The 18,418-nt window shown below is 45.3% G+C and carries 21 protein-coding genes; 8 read left to right on the forward strand and 13 right to left on the reverse strand.

Annotated features, from left to right (window positions below; genetic code table 11):
* Nucleotides 1–34: 34 nt before the first annotated feature.
* The gene (locus B5444_RS04165; protein ID WP_079653980.1) at nt 35–604 is read right to left on the reverse strand and encodes a carbon monoxide dehydrogenase beta subunit family protein; all 570 of its coding nucleotides are present in this window, start codon (nt 602–604) and stop codon (nt 35–37) included.
* A 12-nt stretch (nt 605–616) separates the two neighbouring features.
* The gene (locus tag B5444_RS04170; RefSeq protein WP_079653981.1) at nt 617–847 is read right to left on the reverse strand and encodes a ferredoxin oxidoreductase; all 231 of its coding nucleotides are present in this window, start codon (nt 845–847) and stop codon (nt 617–619) included.
* A 116-nt stretch (nt 848–963) separates the two neighbouring features.
* On the opposite strand from B5444_RS04170, the gene ftsH reads away from it, so the two are divergent.
* Nucleotides 964–2,829, forward strand: a complete 1,866-nt coding sequence (gene ftsH / locus B5444_RS04175; protein ID WP_079653982.1) for an ATP-dependent zinc metalloprotease FtsH — start codon at nt 964–966, stop codon at nt 2,827–2,829.
* Nucleotides 2,830–2,843: 14 nt separating this feature from the next.
* Entirely contained in the window at nt 2,844–4,124 is a 1,281-nt protein-coding gene (gene leuC, locus B5444_RS04180; RefSeq protein WP_079653983.1) for a 3-isopropylmalate dehydratase large subunit, read from the forward strand.
* Here the strand turns inward: leuC and B5444_RS04185 are convergent.
* Genes B5444_RS04185 through B5444_RS04225 form a run of 9 tightly spaced genes read right to left on the reverse strand, consistent with a single transcriptional unit; the run spans nt 4,121 to nt 10,802 of the window.
* Nucleotides 4,121–4,408, reverse strand: a complete 288-nt coding sequence (locus B5444_RS04185; protein WP_079653984.1) for a DUF503 domain-containing protein — start codon at nt 4,406–4,408, stop codon at nt 4,121–4,123. The two genes, leuC and B5444_RS04185, sit on opposite strands and share 4 nt — an antisense overlap.
* Nucleotides 4,409–4,418: 10 nt before the next feature.
* Nucleotides 4,419–5,156 (reverse strand): nitrilase-related carbon-nitrogen hydrolase, encoded by a 738-nt coding sequence (locus B5444_RS04190; protein WP_079653985.1) that lies wholly within the window; start codon nt 5,154–5,156, stop codon nt 4,419–4,421.
* On the reverse strand, nt 5,153–5,959 hold the full coding sequence (locus tag B5444_RS04195; RefSeq protein ID WP_154021734.1) for a metal ABC transporter permease: 807 nt from the start codon (nt 5,957–5,959) through the stop codon (nt 5,153–5,155). The genes B5444_RS04190 and B5444_RS04195 overlap by 4 nt, the downstream gene beginning before the upstream one ends.
* A 2-nt stretch (nt 5,960–5,961) precedes the next feature.
* Nucleotides 5,962–6,606 carry a metal ABC transporter ATP-binding protein gene (locus tag B5444_RS04200; RefSeq protein WP_231967075.1) on the reverse strand — a complete coding sequence of 215 codons (645 nt, stop codon included), beginning with the start codon at nt 6,604–6,606 and terminating at the stop codon, nt 5,962–5,964.
* Nucleotides 6,603–7,397 (reverse strand): metal ABC transporter substrate-binding protein, encoded by a 795-nt coding sequence (locus B5444_RS04205; RefSeq protein WP_172838428.1) that lies wholly within the window; start codon nt 7,395–7,397, stop codon nt 6,603–6,605. The genes B5444_RS04200 and B5444_RS04205 overlap by 4 nt, the downstream gene beginning before the upstream one ends.
* On the reverse strand, nt 7,394–7,810 hold the full coding sequence (locus tag B5444_RS04210; RefSeq protein ID WP_079653989.1) for a DUF420 domain-containing protein: 417 nt from the start codon (nt 7,808–7,810) through the stop codon (nt 7,394–7,396). The genes B5444_RS04205 and B5444_RS04210 overlap by 4 nt, the downstream gene beginning before the upstream one ends.
* Entirely contained in the window at nt 7,800–9,059 is a 1,260-nt protein-coding gene (locus tag B5444_RS04215; RefSeq protein WP_079653990.1) for a heme-copper oxidase family protein, read from the reverse strand. Before B5444_RS04215 ends, B5444_RS04210 begins: the two co-directional genes overlap by 11 nt.
* 1 nt (nt 9,060) lies before the next feature.
* Nucleotides 9,061–9,945 (reverse strand): heme o synthase, encoded by an 885-nt coding sequence (gene cyoE, locus B5444_RS04220; RefSeq protein WP_079653991.1) that lies wholly within the window; start codon nt 9,943–9,945, stop codon nt 9,061–9,063.
* Entirely contained in the window at nt 9,939–10,802 is an 864-nt protein-coding gene (locus B5444_RS04225; protein ID WP_079653992.1) for a COX15/CtaA family protein, read from the reverse strand. Before B5444_RS04225 ends, cyoE begins: the two co-directional genes overlap by 7 nt.
* A 52-nt stretch (nt 10,803–10,854) precedes the next feature.
* Between B5444_RS04225 and metG the strand changes: the two genes are divergently transcribed.
* From metG to tpx, 6 genes are all read left to right on the forward strand, one after another.
* Complete coding sequence (gene metG, locus B5444_RS04230; protein WP_079654649.1) at nt 10,855–12,327, forward strand: methionine--tRNA ligase; 1,473 nt, start codon at nt 10,855–10,857, stop codon at nt 12,325–12,327.
* Nucleotides 12,324–13,169, forward strand: coding sequence for a lipoate--protein ligase family protein (locus B5444_RS04235; protein WP_079653993.1), 846 nt, complete (start codon nt 12,324–12,326; stop codon nt 13,167–13,169). Before metG ends, B5444_RS04235 begins: the two co-directional genes overlap by 4 nt.
* 20 nt (nt 13,170–13,189) lie before the next feature.
* Nucleotides 13,190–14,749, forward strand: a complete 1,560-nt coding sequence (gene flgK / locus B5444_RS04240) for a flagellar hook-associated protein FlgK (RefSeq protein WP_154021735.1) — start codon at nt 13,190–13,192, stop codon at nt 14,747–14,749.
* A gap of 11 nt (nt 14,750–14,760) precedes the next feature.
* The gene (gene flgL / locus B5444_RS04245) at nt 14,761–15,921 is read left to right on the forward strand and encodes a flagellar hook-associated protein FlgL (protein ID WP_079653995.1); all 1,161 of its coding nucleotides are present in this window, start codon (nt 14,761–14,763) and stop codon (nt 15,919–15,921) included.
* Nucleotides 15,914–16,324, forward strand: a complete 411-nt coding sequence (locus B5444_RS04250) for an NUDIX domain-containing protein (RefSeq protein ID WP_079653996.1) — start codon at nt 15,914–15,916, stop codon at nt 16,322–16,324. Before flgL ends, B5444_RS04250 begins: the two co-directional genes overlap by 8 nt.
* Before the next feature lie 71 nt (nt 16,325–16,395).
* Entirely contained in the window at nt 16,396–16,905 is a 510-nt protein-coding gene (gene tpx / locus B5444_RS04255) for a thiol peroxidase (protein ID WP_079653997.1), read from the forward strand.
* A 16-nt stretch (nt 16,906–16,921) separates the two neighbouring features.
* Here the strand turns inward: tpx and B5444_RS04260 are convergent, their stop codons facing one another.
* Both B5444_RS04260 and B5444_RS04265 read right to left on the reverse strand, forming a co-directional pair.
* On the reverse strand, nt 16,922–17,836 hold the full coding sequence (locus tag B5444_RS04260; protein WP_079653998.1) for a hypothetical protein: 915 nt from the start codon (nt 17,834–17,836) through the stop codon (nt 16,922–16,924).
* A complete protein-coding gene (locus B5444_RS04265) occupies nt 17,833–18,363 on the reverse strand; it encodes an FMN-binding protein (RefSeq protein WP_079654650.1) in 531 nt (176 codons plus the stop codon). The genes B5444_RS04260 and B5444_RS04265 overlap by 4 nt, the downstream gene beginning before the upstream one ends.
* Between the last annotated feature and the right edge of the window lie 55 nt (nt 18,364–18,418).

An 18,418-nucleotide genomic window follows, 5' to 3' on the forward strand; every position in this document is an offset into this window, starting at 1 on the left:
TTAAGAAAACAAGGATCTATATCATCATGTATGTTCATTTTCCTAACTCCTTCTTTACCTCCTCAGCTATCTTTATAAACTTCTCCATCTCCTCTATGTGCTGATCTCTAAGGGTTATCATAGCATCCTCATGTCCAGCCATGCCGCACATGGCTATGGTAAAGCAATCTGTCTCGGCCCTTATTATCTTTAGGGCTACGTTTGCATAGTGGCAATGGACTCCTACAAATATGCATGCTTTTATCTTGTTGTGCCAAATGGTGAGATTTGGATGGTTAGGGTTTATCTCAACGGCTGGGTTTATCTTAGGATACTTAGGCCTGTAGTCGTACATGGGGATTATCCTGGCGTTTAGAACCTCGGCCATCTTCTTTACGAGTTTAGCCTTTTCTTTTGCTTCTTCATTCCACGCGTAGAGTACCTGTGGCCCTGGGAATATAGTGGGATTCTGTCTTGTAAGCATGGCCTTTGCGGCCTCTCTCATTGCTATCTCTTCATCAACTATTTGATTAAACATAAGGGCCTTTCCAGGTGGTGGATTTAAAACACCTTCATAAACGGCTACAGGATACGGTGAGTATCCAGATGGTCCAAGGGTTGCCATGCTATACCTCCTTTACTTTTCTGCAAGAACTTCTGGCATTACCATTCGTATGGCATTTCTTTTAAGAAGGTCAGAGCACACGTACACGCAAAGAGCACACCCCTTACACCGTTCAGTTATCACGTAAGCGTGATGCTCCGCATCGTTGTACATCAGGGTGTTAGGCTCTGGACAAAAAAGGGTGCATTGCTTACAGTTGTACTTACTGCACTCTTCGTTTATGACCTCTGCCACATAGTACATACTCCGGCCTCCTTAAAAAAAGTTTGGGGATTAATTAATATAGATTTTTACTCTATACTTGGCAAGTTTTTGTTTACCCCTTGTCTAGGAACTCCATCCAGCTATCTTTATCCTCTATGCAATGGGCTAAAGGTTTGTTGGTGTGGATAGCTCTTATCCTTATGGTGGTTTTTGCCTTCAACATGTTAGAGGTTGAAAGGGAGCACTCTATAAAGACATCCATAAACACCGTGCTTCAGCTTGCAGACGAAGGGAAGCTGAAAGAAGTCAAGGTCAAAGACGGTGTGCTTATAGGTCTTACCACGGACGGTCAGAGGATAGAGACGGGCATACCACCTACCGGTAACCTGATAGATGATCTTGTCAAGAAGGGCGTTAAAGTAGAGGTAGTTCCCCCTGAACGTTCAAGCTGGCTTATCACCTTCTTGGTTTCGTGGCTACCCATAATAATCTTCATAGGCATATGGATCTACATGATGAGACAGTTCAGCTCGGGTGGAAACTCAAGGGCCTTCAGCTTTGGAAAGAGTAGGGCAAAAGTTTACATAGAGGAAAGGCCAAAGGTTACCCTTCAGGACGTGGCGGGTATGGATGAGGTGAAGGAGGAGGTAAAGGAGATAATAGAATACCTAAAGGACCCTCTCAAGTTCCAAAGGCTTGGTGGAAGACCACCTAAGGGGGTTCTCCTTTTTGGAGAACCTGGAGTAGGCAAGACTCTGCTGGCAAGAGCCATAGCTGGTGAGGCTCATGTTCCCTTCATATCCATCTCCGGCTCGGACTTTGTTGAAATGTTTGTAGGCGTGGGTGCTGCCAGGGTGAGAGATCTTTTTGATACTGCCAAAAGACATGCGCCATGCATCATCTTTATAGACGAAATAGATGCTGTAGGAAGGTCAAGGGGAGCCTTCAACCTAGGTGGAGGGCACGACGAGAGGGAACAAACCTTAAACCAACTTCTTGTAGAGATGGACGGGTTTGATACCTCCGAAGGGATAATAGTCATAGCCGCCACCAACAGGCCGGACATCCTGGACCCTGCTTTATTAAGACCCGGTCGTTTTGACAGACAGATATACATACCAAGACCAGACCTAAGGGGTAGGTACGAGATACTGAAGGTACACGCAAGAAACAAAAAGCTTGCTCCAGATGTAGACCTTGAGATAGTAGCCAGAGCTACGCCAGGGTTTACAGGCGCAGACCTTGAGAACCTACTAAACGAGGCCGCTCTACTGGCGGCGAGGAAGGGTAAAGAGGCCATAGAGATGTCTGACATAGAAGAGGCCCTTGATAGGATAACCATGGGACTGGAAAGGAAAGGCATGGTTATGTCCCAGGAGGAGAAGGAGAAGATAGCTTACCACGAGGTAGGCCACGCCATAATGAGCCTTATGGTTCCTGGCTCGGAAGCTTTGCATAAAGTATCCATAATTCCTAGAGGTATGGCTCTTGGAGTAACTCAGCAACTTCCTATAGACGATAAGTACATGTACGACAAGAGGGACCTTTACGGTAGAATATTGACCCTAATGGGTGGAAGAGCTGCAGAGGAGGTGTTCTACGGGAAAGAGGGTATAACCACAGGAGCTGAGAACGACCTACAGAGAGCTACAGACCTTGCCTACAGGATTGTCTCCATGTGGGGCATGAGCGAAAGGCTCGGACCCATAGCCGTCAGACGCAACGCAAACCCCTTCCTGGGTGGAATAAGCACCTACGTGGACATAAGCGAGGAGCTAAGAAGGGAGATAGACGAGGAGGTAAGACGGATCCTAACACAGGCCTACGAAGAGACAAAAAGCATCATCCAAGAGAACGCTGATGCTATAAGGGCCATAGTCAAAAAGCTGCTGGAAAAGGAGACTATGACTTGTGAAGAAGTAGTTGAGATACTAAGCCTTCATGGTGTTGAAGTTAAAAATGGTTGCAAGAAGGAAGAGTATAAAAAGGGGATAAAGGAGGAGCGTAGGGTAGAAGCTTAAGGAGGAGGTAAGCCGTGGGTATGACTATAACTGAAAAAATACTGGCAGATCATGCAGGTAAGAAAGAGGTCTATCCGGGAGAGCTCATAACGGCTAGGATAGACCTTGCCATGGCCAACGACGTGACAGCACCCCTAGCCATCAAGGTGCTTGAGAAGTACGGCATAGACAAGGTCTTTGACCCTGAAAGGATAGCTCTAGTGCTCTCTCACTTTGTGCCTGCGAAGGACATAAAGTCTGCAGAGCAAGCTAAAATGGTCAGGGATTTTGTAAAGAAGCACAACATAAAGTGGTTCTTCCAAGAAGGTGAAGGTATAGAGCACACCATACTTCCAGAAGAAGGACTTGTAGTACCTGGAGACCTTGTTGTGGGTGCTGACTCTCATACCTGTACGTACGGTGCACTCGGTGCCTTTGCCACTGGTGTAGGTTCTACGGACATAGCTTACGCTTTTGCTACTGGAGAGATTTGGCTAAAGGTTCCTGAATCTATGAAGTTCATTTTCTACGGAAGGACAAAACCTTGGGTTTTCGGTAAGGATCTCATACTCTACACTATAGGCCAGATAGGTGTGGATGGTGCTCTTTACAGAGCTATGGAGTTTGAAGGAGAGGCTATAAGGGAGCTTTCCATAGATCAGAGGCTTACCATAACCAACATGGCTGTAGAAGCAGGAGCAAAGAACGGTATCATAGCCCCAGATGAAAAGACCATAGAGTACGTTTCTCAAAGGGCAAAAAGACCGTGGAAGATATACCAAAGTGATCCAGACGCTCATTACCATTCTGTGTACGAGTGGGATGCAGGAAGCATAGAGCCTTTGGTAGCCTGGCCGTATCTTCCTTCCAACGTCCATCCCGTTACTGAATCTACCCATATAACCATAGACCAGGCCTTCATAGGCTCTTGTACCAACGGAAGGTTGGAGGATCTTAGGATAGCGGCTAAGGTCCTAAAGGGTAAGAAGGTACACCCTTACGTGAGATGTATAGTCATCCCAGCTTCAAAGAAGGTTTATATGCAAGCCCTCAAAGAAGGACTGATAGATATATTCCTTGAAGCTGGCTGTGTAGTATCTGTGTCCACATGCGGGCCATGCCTTGGTGGTCATATGGGTATACTAGCAGAAGGAGAGAGATGCATATCCACATCCAACAGGAACTTCCCTGGTAGGATGGGTCACCCTAAGAGTGAAGCCTATCTAGCAAATCCTGCTGTAGTAGCTGCCAGTGCTGTACTAGGAAGGATAGCTCATCCAGAAGAGGTGGTAAAGCTAGAAGAGGTATACACCTAGAGGTTTATGAACTCAACCCTCGTGGAGAGGATGAACTCGGGGTAGCTCTTGTCTACGAAGTTTCTGACCTTAGCGAGGATCTCTTCGGCGATGCTCCTCTCCGCGCCCACACATACTACAGCTAACAGAGATCTCTGCCACAGATCTTGCCCGTCTACCTCGGCCACTGACACGTTAAAAGAGTTCTTTATCCTCTCTTTTATAGACCTAAGGTACTGCCTTTTCTCCTTAATGGACCTACTTTCTGGAAAGTACAGGTCTACAGTAAGTACACCCACAACCACGGAGAATATTTTAAGACAGTGGTAAACCTTTTCTAACCTCGTCCACTAGCTTTAAATCCACGAAGGAGGAGAGAAGAGTATCACCCCAGTCTGAGTAGGCAAGAAGCCTTCCCCAAGGGTCTACTATGGCGCTACATCCTGCGTACTCTTCCTCTCCTATCTTTCCGTAGGCATTTGCTAGTATGAGAAAAGATTGTGTATCCAAGGCTCTTGCAAGTGTCAGAACTCTTAGATGCTCTTTCCTCCTTAACCCCCACATGGAGGGAACAACCAAGATCTTGGCACCCTTTCTCCTTAGATCTAACGCAAGCTCTGGAAATCTGAGCTCAAAGCATATGAGAATACCTATTGGGCCGTGTGGTGTATAAAACACAGGGTTTTCATCTCCAGGGGAGAAATGATTATTCTCCTCGTACAAAGGGAAGAGCTTTATCTTCGACCTTTGACCTAGTAGCTTTCCCTCCGATATAATTACTGCGCTGTTGTAAAGCCTTCCATCCTTGAGTACGGGATACGTCCCTACTATGGTGAGCTTTCTTTTGCCAGAGTATTCTACTAGCTTTTCTATTATCTGATCTGTAGCCTTTGCATGTTCATACATATTTTCGTAGTCAAAACCACACTGCCACATCTCAGGAAGGACTACCAAAGATCCTTCTTCTACCTGATTCAGAAATCCCTCTGCTATTTTTAGGTTTTCTTCCACCTTTCCAAAGGCTACTTTAAACTGTAAGCTATAAACCCTCATGATCTCACAACTTTAGACGTAAATTTGAACATAACAAGTAAAACAAACAAACCCACCATAAACATCACTATACTACCGCTGGGTGGCACGTTAAGAGTGAAGGATGTGAAGATTCCAAGCAGTGTTGCTATCAAAGAGAATAGAATAGAAAACACTATTGTCTGTAGAAAAGCGTTGGCCACCATAAGGGCAGCAAGTGGCGGTATTGATATGAAGGAAGTGGCCAGGAGTAGACCTAAGGCTTTCATAGAAAGTACTATGTTTATGCATGCGAGTGCTACAAGCATGTAGTTTAGGATCCTTACTTTTATCCCATGTACCTTGGCTATGTCCTCGCTGAAGACCATCAGCATTAGACGTCTGTAGTTAAAAGTCAGAAAGGCTATGGTCAGGAGTGATGCCAGTAGGGTGTAAAGCACCTCGTTTGTGGATGTGGTCAGAAGGCTACCAAACAGGTACGAAACTATTTGTGTACCAAGCTTGCCACTTAGTCCGAGTATGACTATGGAAAGGGCAACGCCGAAGGAGAAGATTAATGACAGAACTGTGTCAGCAGGCAATCTTCTGTCTTCTATGAGGTACTCTGTTACAAGCCCAGCAACTAGCACGTAGAGGAGTGTAAACAGAAAGGGATCCAGATCCATCACTATAGCTATGGCTATACCGCTAAAAGCAAAGTGAGATATGCTTGCTCCTAGCATGGATAGCCTTCTGAGGGTCAGGTAAACACCTACGAAGGATGCAGATACGCTCACCAGTATGGCTGAAACTATCCCTTGCCAGAAGTATATAAGGTCACTCATGTTCAGTGCAGTCCGTATATGTCCACCAGCATGGTTTTTAAATCCTGAGGCTCTACCAGCCTGCACTCTTGCATACCCAAGCATAGTACCTTTGTGGCGTTCCTCACTACAAAACCAAGGTCGTGGGATACTACTACAAGGGTTTTGTCCTTACGGGCAGTCCTTAAGAACTCTTCCACATGCTCCTGGGCATGTATATCCAAACCAGTCGTGGGCTCATCGAGGATAAGAAGGTCTGGATCCTTAAGGAAGGCAATAGAAAGAAGTACCTTCTGTTGCTCGCCTCCAGATAGCTTTACGTAAGGCCTGTGGAGGACATTCTCAAGGTGGAGAAAGCTTATGATCCAGCCTACCTTCTGCTTTGGTGCTACAGCCCTGAAGAGTTCCGCCGGGGTTCCAGTAAAGAACCTTTCCACAGAAATTCTCTGCGGTACGTACCCAACCCTTTTGCTATTTACTAAAATCCTGCCACTTTGCGCTTTTATCAGGCCGAGTATTATCTTAAGGAGGGTTGTCTTTCCAGCACCGTTTGGTCCAACTATGCAGAAGAAGTCTCCCCTGTACACTGAGAAGCTAAGGTCCTTAAAAAGATACTCTCCCCTTCGGTAGGCAAAGGTTAGGTTTTCTACCCTTATTATCTCATTCATCTGCACTCTAAAGCTCTGCGCAAAGTTTGAAGGTTTTCAAGCATAAAATCTATGTAGTCTTTGTTACCCTCTGGCAACATGGAGGTGTTTATGTAAAGTACCTCAACTCTTGCTTCCTTTGCTATCTTATTGACGGCATCTGAGCTAAAACCCTTCTCCACCAGGATATACCTTAGGCCCTTCTCTTTTATAAGGTCTATCAATCTTGCCAGGTCTTTGGGTCTTGGCTCTTCTTCTGCATGTAGCCCAGCTATACCCACGGAAGAAATGCCATAGTCTTTCAGGTAGCCTAGGGAAAGGTGAGTAGACACAAGGAGGTTGAACTTGCACGATGAGAGGCCTTTTCTGTATTCATGATCCAAGGCGTAGAGTTTCTTTAGGTACTGCCTCTTCTTGTTTTCATCCACGAAGTCTCCCTTGAGGCCCTGGACGTAGGCTATGGTCCTTTTGGGAGAAAGCCAAAAATGGGGATCTGTCTGCCCGTAAGCCTTTTCAAGGAATACCCAATTTCTCGCCTCCAGTGTTCTCTTAGCGTAGCCCATAAGCTTCCTCTCCCATGGTTCCACGCCTAAGGTTATGAGCAAAGATGCCTGCGAAAGCCTTCTCATATCGTCTGGGTTAAGCTCGTAGTGATGGGGATCTCCAGAAGTTTTGATGAGTACGTCCACTCTGTAACTATCTTTTACTATGTTCTTTACTGGATAGTAGAGTGGGTACGTGCTTACCACTATAAGGTCCTTAGCAAAGGATATACCTAAGAGTAGTAGGAATAAAGATAAAAACACCTTCATGGGTTTAGCCATCTCATGAATACGTAAATCAACCATCCAGTAAAGGCTACATAGATCCACACAAAGGCGGTTATAGGAGCAACCTTTCTATGCTTGTGGTGTAGTCCTTTAAGTCCATAAAACAAGGTAACGACAGCTAGAGGAAAGTTTACCAAGGCGAGTATGGTATGCGACCACAGTATGGTAAGGAAAAGCCCCCTGTAAGGTCCCATGTACTTCTCAGGCGGGTAGAGGGCGTTCTTTATGAGGTATAGGGCTACAAAGATGAGTGCAAAGAAGGATGCAGTGATCATACTTCTCTTGTGGTACTCCCTGAGGTTCTTCTTTATGAAGACAAGGCCCGCTATTATGCAAAGCCCACTTATACCTATGGTTATAGCGCCAAGAGTGTCCAACAGAAGCTTACCTTCCATGGTCAGATACCTCTAAAGATTTCTTCAGAACGTATACAACGAATATTATCCCAGATATCACGGCCAAAAGGGTTCCCACACCCATAAGAGCTAAGGAAAACAGAACGAAGGGGTCATCAGTATAGGCAGTGCCGTAGGTTTTGCGTGGAGCGTGCCTTTTGCCCGCAAAGTACAGACCCAGTACGAAGAGGATCATCCCAACACCGTACATAATCGTCTGTAGCTTAGAGAGACTTAGTTTTATCCTTTTACCTTCTCCTACAAGATAGTCGTAGGATAGTATCATAAGGGAGAGGGTTAAACTGGTCACGGCTCCGTGATAGTGAGCAGGAACCCTTAGATCCTGGCCAAAACCCATATAGGCTATAGCTATGCCTAAAAAGTAAAGACTCATAGAGAGAAGAAGTCCAGTTTTATGTAATCCTTCCGGCTTTAGACCTGCTTCCTTGAGTATGAAGAAGGCGTGCACAAACATGGGAATGCCCAAGCCTACCGCGTAGGCCACCTCGGTAAACACCTTAGCCTCTCTGGATACTGGGTCCTGGAAGAGAACGGGAACCAAGGCCAAGAGTGAACCAAACAACAAAAAGCTCACAGATACCCATCTTAACTTGTCTATTTTGATGTCTTTCTTTGAGAGGTAGTACCAGCAGAAGAGGAGAAGAGCACCGTTTATGTACTGGTGTATGTGGCCTGGTGCCCAATAAAGCCTCTCGTAGAAGAGATAAACCTCATCGTGAGAGCCTGTTTTAAAGGTAGAAAGTAGAAAAGCTACTAGCATAAGGAAGGATAAAGCTACAGTCAACGAAAGGGTATGTTTTTCAGGATATGTGGAAGATATATCTTTCATAGCCCTAGGTAAGGTTGAAAGGGTAGCTATCCAGAAACCTGCAAAAAAAGAACCAGCTCCAAGGAAGAAAAGGGGATGCACTATGGTGGGAAGGTAGTTGTTAGAGACGGCCTTTCCCTGACCTGCAAGAGCTGCAGCAGCTATAAGGAAAAAGCCAGCAAGAGCTAGGTAGTAGCTAAAGCGTGGAACTGTTTGGTAGTACCTTTGCCATAGTACCATGGTGAAGGTAAGCAAGAATACAACTATGGCTAGGTCTACGTGTCCTACGAGTGCGTGGTAGAAGTAATTAGGGGGGAAGTACTTGTATACGCCAGGTGTGCGGGCCATTGCCACAACAAAGGCTAAAAAACCACCAACACCCAAAGAGGTTATAGCCAGTAGGAAAAGCTTTCTCTCCATGTTATCTCACCATGTCAAACACCATCAAAGAAAAGAGCAGAGCAAGGTAAATTATAGAATAGAAGAATACCAGCATGTACTTTTCCTTCCTGAAGAAGAAGGCGTATATGGTTACCGCGATGTAAACAAGGCTGAGGATTAGGGCACAGAAGAAGTAAAGCTTCCCTGCCATACCGTAGACAGAGGGAAGAAGGCTTATGGGTAAAAGGGAGGCTGTGTAGAGCAGTGTCTTTAGCTTTGTTTGATGTATGCCAGCTACCACTGGCAGCGCTGGAACGTTAGCCTTTTTGTAATCTTCAAGGTACTTTATGGCTAGCACCCAAAAGTGTGGAGGTTGCCACACGAACATTATGAGAAACAGAAGCAAAGGTTCTACGCTCAAACTGTTGGACACAGCCGTATAGCCTATGACAGGTGGCAGAGCACCAGAAACACCACCTATCTCAGTGGCCAGAGGAGTTTTTCTCTTGAGCATAAGCGTGTAGACTACTGAGTACCAAAAGGCTGCAAGGGCTGTAAAGAATGTGGCCAGAGGGTTTGTAAAGTAGAACATAACCAGGAGGGCTATGACTATGAGCGTTATACCAAACACAAGGGCATGCGATGGTGGAACCGCACCCAAAGGTATAGGCCTATTGGAGGTTCTACTCATTATGGCATCTATATCTTTCTCAAACACTTGGTTGAGCACTGCAGAGCCTCCAGATGCTAAGCCAGTACCTACAAGGGTCCATAGGACAAGGTCTAAGTTTGGTATTCCCCTTTTGGCGAAGTACATACCCGTCAAGGTAGTTATGAGTACGAGTAGCACAATACCTGGTTTTGTAAGCGCTATGTAGTCTCTAATGGTGGTTGTGTATGATATAGCCTTTGTTAACTTCACCATGCTAACCTTACCTCTCTTTTAGAGCCCAAGCTCAGGTTTACATGGTAAGTGAGCCATACAAACAAGAAAAAGCCTGAGGCTGTATCTAAGAAAACAAGGGGTGTAAAGAAACCAGACAGAACCATGCTTATGGCAAAGACAAATTGAAGGTTTATGAGCAAGAAGGTAATAAGTGTTATCCTGTTTCTGTCTGCAAGAAAGACTATCAAAAAGGCAAGCCATGTGGTGTAGGCGAGGTTCCTATGGATGAACTGTAGAGCTACCCGCCAGTCTTCCATAGGAGGTATAAGGTAACCGTTACAGGTCGGCCACTCATGTCCACAGGCCTCACCTGAGCCAGTGTACCTTACTAGTACTCCAGTAAGCATCGTAGCTATGGCAAAAGCGTAAGCCCATAGAGGTATGCTACCCCTTGTCCACCTTTGCGAGTAGAGAAACCTGTATGTAAGCACAAGTCCAAAGAGTACAAGCATAGACTCGTATATGTGAAAGGACTCTATGAACATGTGTGAGAGGTGTTTAAGGTGTGGAGTTTCTTCCTTTATCATCCTCATACCAGTAAAAGCGGCGCTGAGGGTAAAAAACAAAGCTATGGCTGAAGTCAGTTTGGGAAGTCCCTTGTATTGCCTCCACACGTAGATGAAGCTAAGCAGGACAAACACACCAGCCAATCCGCTTATGGTTCTGTGCCCCATCTCGAGCTTTGCAGAGAGGTCCTTAGGTATGCTAAAGTCACCGTAGCACAAAGGCCAGCTGGGGCAGGCGAGTCCAGAGTCTGTGGTCCTTACAAGACCTCCCCATACCATGACGAGGTACGTAAACAGGATACCCAACAACAAAAAAAGTTTTACCTTCATGTTGATGATTATAAGACTACTTAACAACTTACAATATAATCTCTTAACTACTATGGAGAAGTTTTACGTTACCACGCCCATATACTACGTGAACGACGTGCCCCATATAGGACACGCTTACACAACCATAGCTGCCGACACTCTGGCACGCTACTACAGGCTAAGAGGCTTTGATGTCTTTTTCTTGACAGGGACGGATGAGCATGGGCTAAAGATACAGAAGGCTGCAGAGGAGAAGGGCATACATCCAAAAGAACTGGTAGACCAGAATGCCCAGAACTTCATTAACCTATGGAAGGAGCTAAACATAAGCTTTGACCACTTCATAAGGACAACGGACCCATACCATGTGAAGTTCGTACAGGAAGTCTTCAGGATAAGCTACGAGAGAGGGGACATATACCTAGGAGAATATGAAGGTTGGTACTGTGTAGGTTGTGAAGAGTTCAAGAGTGAGGCCGAACTCTTAGAAGGAAACGTATGCCCAACGCATCTTAAACCCTGCGAGTACATAAAAGAGCCCTCTTACTTTTTCAGGCTCTCCAAGTACCAGGATAGGCTCTTAGAACTTTATGAAAGCCAAAAGGAATTTGTGCTTCCATCATACAGGTTCAATGAAGTTGTAAGCTTTGTAAGGCAAGGCCTTAAGGACCTGTCGGTAACAAGACCCAGACAGAGGGTAAGATGGGGCATACAGGTACCCTTTGATCCAGACCACACCATATACGTATGGTTTGATGCCCTGTTTAACTACGTATCTGCGGTGGAGGGAAAACATTACTGGCCTGCAGACCTACACCTAGTGGGTAAAGACATATTACGGTTCCATGCTGTTTATTGGCCTGCCTTTCTAATGTCTACAGGTTACGAGCTACCAAGGAAGGTGTTTGCTCATGGTTGGTGGAAGGTAGAGGGGCATAAGATGTCCAAATCCCTCGGTAACGTGGTACATCCTCTAGACCTTGTTAGGACCTATGGACTTGACGAAATAAGATACTTCCTCTTGAGGGATATGCCTTTCGGGGATGACGGAGATCTTAGGAGAGATTCCATAATCAAGAGGTTGTCAGGGGAGCTTGCCAATGAAATAGGAAACCTTTTCAGCAGAGTTTGGAGCATGGACCTCAAGTACTTAGGCGGTTCAGTAAGTGGGCAAAAGGACATACAGTATCAAACCCTTGCACTTGATGTCGTAGAAAGCTACCACAGAAGCATGCAGAGGGTAGACTTCTACAACGCTCTGGAGGAGGTGTTAAGGCTCTCTTCTTTCTTGAACAAGTACGTAGACCAGCAGGCACCTTGGACTCTGGCAAAAACGGACCAAGAGAAGCTTCAAAAAGTCCTGTATACGCTGACGGATGGTGTCTTCCTTCTGATATGCCTTCTCTATCCTTTCATGCCTGGAAAGATGCAAAGAGCCCTTGAAAACCTCGGGGGTATCCAGATACCCACACAGATGGGACCTTACACTTACAGCCAATACACAGTAAAAGAAAAGCTTGTCCTTTTCCCAAGGCCTGAATGAAGCTTTACGTAGTAAAAGAGCTGGAAGGTTTCTTGCCAGCCACCCTTTTCCAAGCAATGGCTCAACTAGGGCAGGAATGTTTGATAATAACGGAACCAAAAGACACCTTCCTCAGCCTCGGTTACTTTGACAACCTCAAGTACCTTATAGATATCCACGAATGTCAGAAACTGAAGGTGCCCATCATGAGACGTATTACAGGAGGAGGTGCTGTTTTGCTCTCGAAGGGTCAGGTCTTCTACCAACTGGTTATAGATAGACACAAGGCTCCATTCAAAGTGGAAGAAGCCTACAGGAAGTTCTCCAAGCCAGTCATAGAGGTTTACAGAAGGCTAGGTCTTGAGGTCTACTACAGGCCTATAAATGACCTTGTGACCAAGGAAGGAAGGAAGATAAGCGGTCAGGGGGCGTGTGATGTGGGGAGAATGTTTGTGTTCGTGGGAAACGTCCTCGTGAACTTTGACACCCACCTTATGGCCAGGCTTTTTAGATTACCCAAGGAGTTTGTTAGCTTTGTGGAGGAGGCGCTTAGGGAGAATCTAACGTGGCTGGAGAGGGAGCTAAACAGGATGGTATCCTTTGAAGAGGTTGCTTCCCTTCTTGTAGAAGAGTTTTCCAAGATGTTAGACCTTGAAGGTCCATACCTACTGCCTGAAGAAGCCTTGAATCTTGCACAAAGTATAGCTCAAGAACAGAGCTCTCCCGAATGCCTCTTTGAAGACACGGGAAGAAAACATGAACTTATAAAGCTCAGAGAGGGAGTTTACCTAAAGCTTGTAGATTCTGGCCTTCTGCTCATAGAAGATGGGCTAGTGAAGAGGTCTTTATCTTTTGAAGAATGATCCGATAATAATATGTGAGCATGTTTGGGTATACCTTCGGTGTAATCTCGGCTGGATTGGAAGTATTTAGGAAAGCCATAGACATAACCAACAGGAATATACTAAACGCGAACAACCCCGATTACGCTCAGGAAGAGCCTGTTATAACCAACTTTGCTCCTGCAGGTGTGAACCTACAGACTATCAAAAGGATTCAGAACTTCTACTATCTTTCCCTGCGTAACGACAAGCTTTCTACTGTTTACTACCTTAAAGAGAGGGTAAGCGGTAACTCTCAAGTGGAGGACATATTCCAAGAGTTTACACAGGGTCTGGGCGGTACTGAGTACATAAATGATCTCTTTGGAGCTTACCAAGATCTTATGAAGGATCCTACCAATGAAGGAGCTAAGGCTCAGCTTATCAATTCTGCCAAAAGCTTAGTATCCTACCTAAGGGACAGGATAAACGATTTGGACAGGATAAATAACGGTATAGACTACAACCTAAGAAACTACATATCCCAAGTGAACGATCTTACCAAGAAGATAGCGGAGCTCAACAAAGATATACTCATACAGTATGCACAGACTTACGCAAATGGTCAGGATTACAAAAACCTCCTTGACCAGAGGGACCAGTACTTGAAGGAACTTTCTCAGCTTATAAACATAAGAGTCCAAGAGGATGATCTGGGAAGGGTAAGGGTAGAGACCTCACAGGGCTTTGTGTTGGTGGAAGACGGTACAAGTTGGGATCTTTCTTACGATGGGGGTTCAAGGAAGGTCTACTGGAATTCAAAGGATGGAAGCAAAGTAGACATAAGCTCCCTTCTTACCTCTGGGAAGATTAAAGGGTTGCTTGACTTCTCCCAAGACATAAGCAGCTATATGAATAAGCTTGACAGCGTGGCTAAAGCTCTCATCAGCCAGGTGAAAGTGCCATTAAGACAGGGTTATGGTAATACCTTCTACTACATCCAAAACGTCAGCAATCCTACAGCTCCATTGGGTATTAGCAAACCCATTACGCTGAACGGCAGCTCCTCTGTTATAATAACCCCTTCCCCCACAGATTCCTTGAATGACCTTGCAAACACTATAAATGCAGCAGCCGTTGGCTTTACAGCTTCCGTAGTAGCCAATCCGGATGGTACATACACACTCAAGGTAGTTGCCTCTGATCCAAACTACACTATACAAGACCAAAACGGTAAGTTATTCAAAGCCGAAGGACTTTTTACTGGAACCTCTGTAAGGGATATAGACCTAAATCCAAACGTGTCAGACATGCTGCAGAACATGGATTATTCCCTTGCTGATGAGTTTGACAGTTTTTCAGTAGAGTGGTGGAACACTGTTAAAGGACAGTACCAAAACCTTTTAAACGATGTCTCATCAAACTTAAACTCACTCAAGAACAGACAGGACAGGGAATCTGCGCTGCTCAACTCTTTGGATGCTAAGCTTCAAGAGATGCAGGGTGTTTCCATAGATGCAGAGTTCATGCGAGCTATGGAGTTGCAAAGGAGCTACGAGGCCTTAGCAAAGATTGTGAACGCTATGGATGAACTCATAAGAACTACTTTAAACATGGTTTGAGGTGAAAGGCTATGAAGGTACCAGATAATCTACTCTTTTCTCTGTTTGTAGAGCAGGATGCAAGTATAAGAAAAAAACTTGAAGAAAAAACTCTAGAGATATCAACAGGAAGAAGGCTACAGCACATATCTGATGATCCTGGAGCACTTTTAAACATCACAGACCTCAAGAAGGAAATAGCTCAACTTTCCGAGTACGCTCAAAAAAGGCTCTTTGCTGACACAAACCTTTCCTTTATAGACAAAAACTTGGGAAACGTCGAAAACGAGCTGAAAAATCTTTACTCTCTTACTTTGCAGGCTAAAAACAGCACCGTAGATGTGAACTCCCTTACATCCACTTCACAGGCTTTCTACAAAGCCCTTTCCTTCATATTAGACACCGCCAACGACAAGATAGGGCAGAATTACCTCTTCGGTGGTTCATCACTAACTACAAAACCTTTTGATGAGAATCTAAACTACGTAGCCTCAAGCACACCTTTTGAAGTCAATATCTCAGAGAATACCAAAGTTTCTGTTTTCCTACCCGGCAAGGATGTATTCGGGACAAACATCCTTTTATCAAACTATTCCACCAACGACCCAAACGCTGCGTTTACTACACCAGGTACGCTTACAATCCAGGTAGGGACTGATGTTATCAGCGTAAACTACGGGGGTATGGGCCAACCTCAAAACCTTTCGGAGCTTGTCAGTTATATAAACTCCAACTACGCGGGCAAGCTCGTAGCCTTTGTATCTCAGAATGCCGATGGAAGTTACTCTCTGATGTTATCTCCGGCTACTGTATCTACACCCATATCGGCTACAGCTACGGGTGACCTTTCTTCGGGTTTTACTAATCCTAACATCATGCAGGTTGTAAAGAGGATTGCAGATAAGCTGAACGCAGGCATACATCCAGATGACTCAGACGTGTTTGCTATAACGAGGTCCTACGAAAGGATAGACTATCAAAGATCTAACGTGGGTGCTGTCCTTTCCCAGGTGAAAAACCTTCAACCTATGCAGGAGAACAGGGGGGATGTTTTAAACAAAGAAAAGTCTGACTTGGAAGATGCAGACCTCTCTAAAAGTATTATGGATTATACTAAGTACCAGCTGGCTTACGAAGCGCTAATGAAGATAATAAGTTCTCAGAGAGACATGACCATACTTAGGTATGTTTAGACCTAACACTCCATATCTTGCCGTTGATGGTATAGTAAGGTTGTGGGAGGGAGAAAGGTTCAAGGGTATAGTACTCATAGAGAGGAAGAACCCACCCTACGGGTATGCTCTACCAGGAGGTTTTGTTGAAGTAGGTGAGCGTGTCGAGGAGGCAGTACTAAGGGAGGTAAAAGAAGAGACATCCCTTGAAGGTAAGATAGCCTATCTGCTGGGAGTCTTTTCAGACCCAAACAGGGACCTTAGGTTTCATGTGGTGTCTGTAGTTTTTGTCATAGATGCCGAAGGTACTCCAAAGGCTTCAAGCGATGCCAAGGAAGTACACCTTTTCCCCTTAGAAGATATCCCCTGGGACTCTTTAGTCTTCGATCATGCCAAGATATTGAAGGAATTTCTAAGAAGGTAGTTGACCCATATCATAAAGGTTCTCTAACAGGATAGGATAAAATCTAAGAAAAATTTGCAGGAGGTTTAGCCATGGCCGAACAAGTAACACTGAAGGGAAACCCTGTGACCCTATGCGGTCCTTCTCTGAAAGAGGGTGATGATGCTCCCGTTGCGGTAGTTGTGACTAAGGACCTCCAGGAAAAGGCCGTAGGTGGAGCAAAGGGCGTTGTTCAGGTGATAATAACAGTACCATCTTTGGACACTCCAGTCTGTGAAACAGAGACTAAGAAGTTCAACGAGCTTATGGCTGGTATGCAGGGCGTAGACGTAACCGTTGTTTCCATGGACCTACCCTTCGCACAGAAGAGGTTCTGTGAGAGCTTCAACATAGGGAATGTAACGGTAGCCTCTGACTTTAGGTACAGGGACATGGAGAAGTACGGAGTTCTAATAGCTGAGGGAGCCCTTAAAGGCATACTTGCAAGGGCAGTCTTCGTAGTGGACAAAAACGGAAAGATAGCTTACAAGCAGCTTGTTCCTGAGATAACTCAAGAACCCAACTATGACGAAGTGGTCCAAAAGGTAAAGGCCCTACTGTGATGGGGGCCTTCCCCATTTAATCCCTAAGAAGAAGGTAGATAAAGAAAAGCAGGGTTGCTTGAAGACCAAAGAAGGCAGTAAGCTTTACGTAAGAGAAGTGCGGGCTTAGGTACCTTATAGCTATACCTGAGGTATTGTCAAGGAAAGCAAATACAAAAGACAGTGCAGTCATTAGGTTTATGTATTTTTTCCTGTCGCTGAACAGGGCAAGGTGGCCAACGGTCAGCAGATAAAGGGGCATGGAAAGAAGGTGAGGGTGGAAGACCTTCCACATACCCTCCCATGTTTTGGGTTTCATGTACCTCTCTGGGTTTCCTAGGTAGTAGTCTTTTATGCCCTGTAGGTCAAAGCCCATCTTGGAGAAGAAGGCCATAAAGCTGGATGCTATAAAGAGCAGGGAGAGCAAGGAGAATAAAACAAGGATAAGTCTTATAGTGGAAATCCCTACCTTTTCTCCCTTGGAGTTTGAAAAGAGAAATAAAAAGTTAAGGATTATCAAAAGGGCTACCGTAAGCTGTAAAAGTACAAAGAGTACTAGCTTGGGTAGCACCCAGTGAGGTCCCAAAAAGTAGATCACCATATCCCACGCGTGGTACAGTATGGCAGTAAGGAAGGCTGTAGCATTAAGGACTTTCTTGAAGGTTTCAGGAAAGTTTGTCTGCAAAAACAAGGAGCTGAGTACGAGAAGGAACATTGAATCTAGAAAGGTATGCACATGCATATCCTCCGAAAGTTGGGCCAAGGATATCCTTTCCGGAGATTCAGGATCTTGAAAGTAGTATCTGAGGAGGCTCTCATGGCTAAAACCATACTTGGTGTAGAAGAAGAGCCACGAGCTTACCCAGTAGAGCACGGAAAAGAGAAGGAAGAGCAGGAGCATGTAGTAGAGCATCCTATTTTCCTTTATGTTGGAAGATACGAAAAACCTCATCTAGCACCCCCAAACAGCACCTTCCACATATGAAGCACCTTCCTGGCGTTGTCCGTTATGGCCCTTGAGGTGAGGGTAGCACCCGTCATGTTTATTACGTCCTTTTTTAGCCTGACAGGATCTGCCCCTGACTTTCCTTTGAACTGCCTTAGCCATTCCTCATCGGGCATGTACTCCAAGGGTTCATTGAAGGAAAGGACCTCAATCGCAAGGATCCTACCCTTTGAATCAAGGGCGTAAAGGACTGTCTCGGGATGCGTCCTTACAGTATGCACGTCTACGTAGGCGTAGCCTACTATCTGTCCATTCCTTTTGGCTATGTACCAAGAGATAAGCCTGCTGTTTAGTTTTACCTTAGAGGCCTCTTCTATGGCATTAACCTGCTCGGGAGTAAGCACTACATTCTTCACCTCCACCTTGGCACCTGGGAATATCTGAGCGAGGGCTCTGTCTAAGGTTTGGAACTCCCTTGAACCGCCGAAGGAGAAAAAGATAAGAACAATCAACAAAAACCAACATCTACACATAGAGGATAAATATAAAGACCCCTCCTTCAGGAGGGGAACATGAGCAAGAGCCCTG

This window comes from Thermocrinis minervae, assembly GCF_900142435.1.
GTDB lineage: Bacteria > Aquificota > Aquificia > Aquificales > Aquificaceae > Thermocrinis_A > Thermocrinis_A minervae.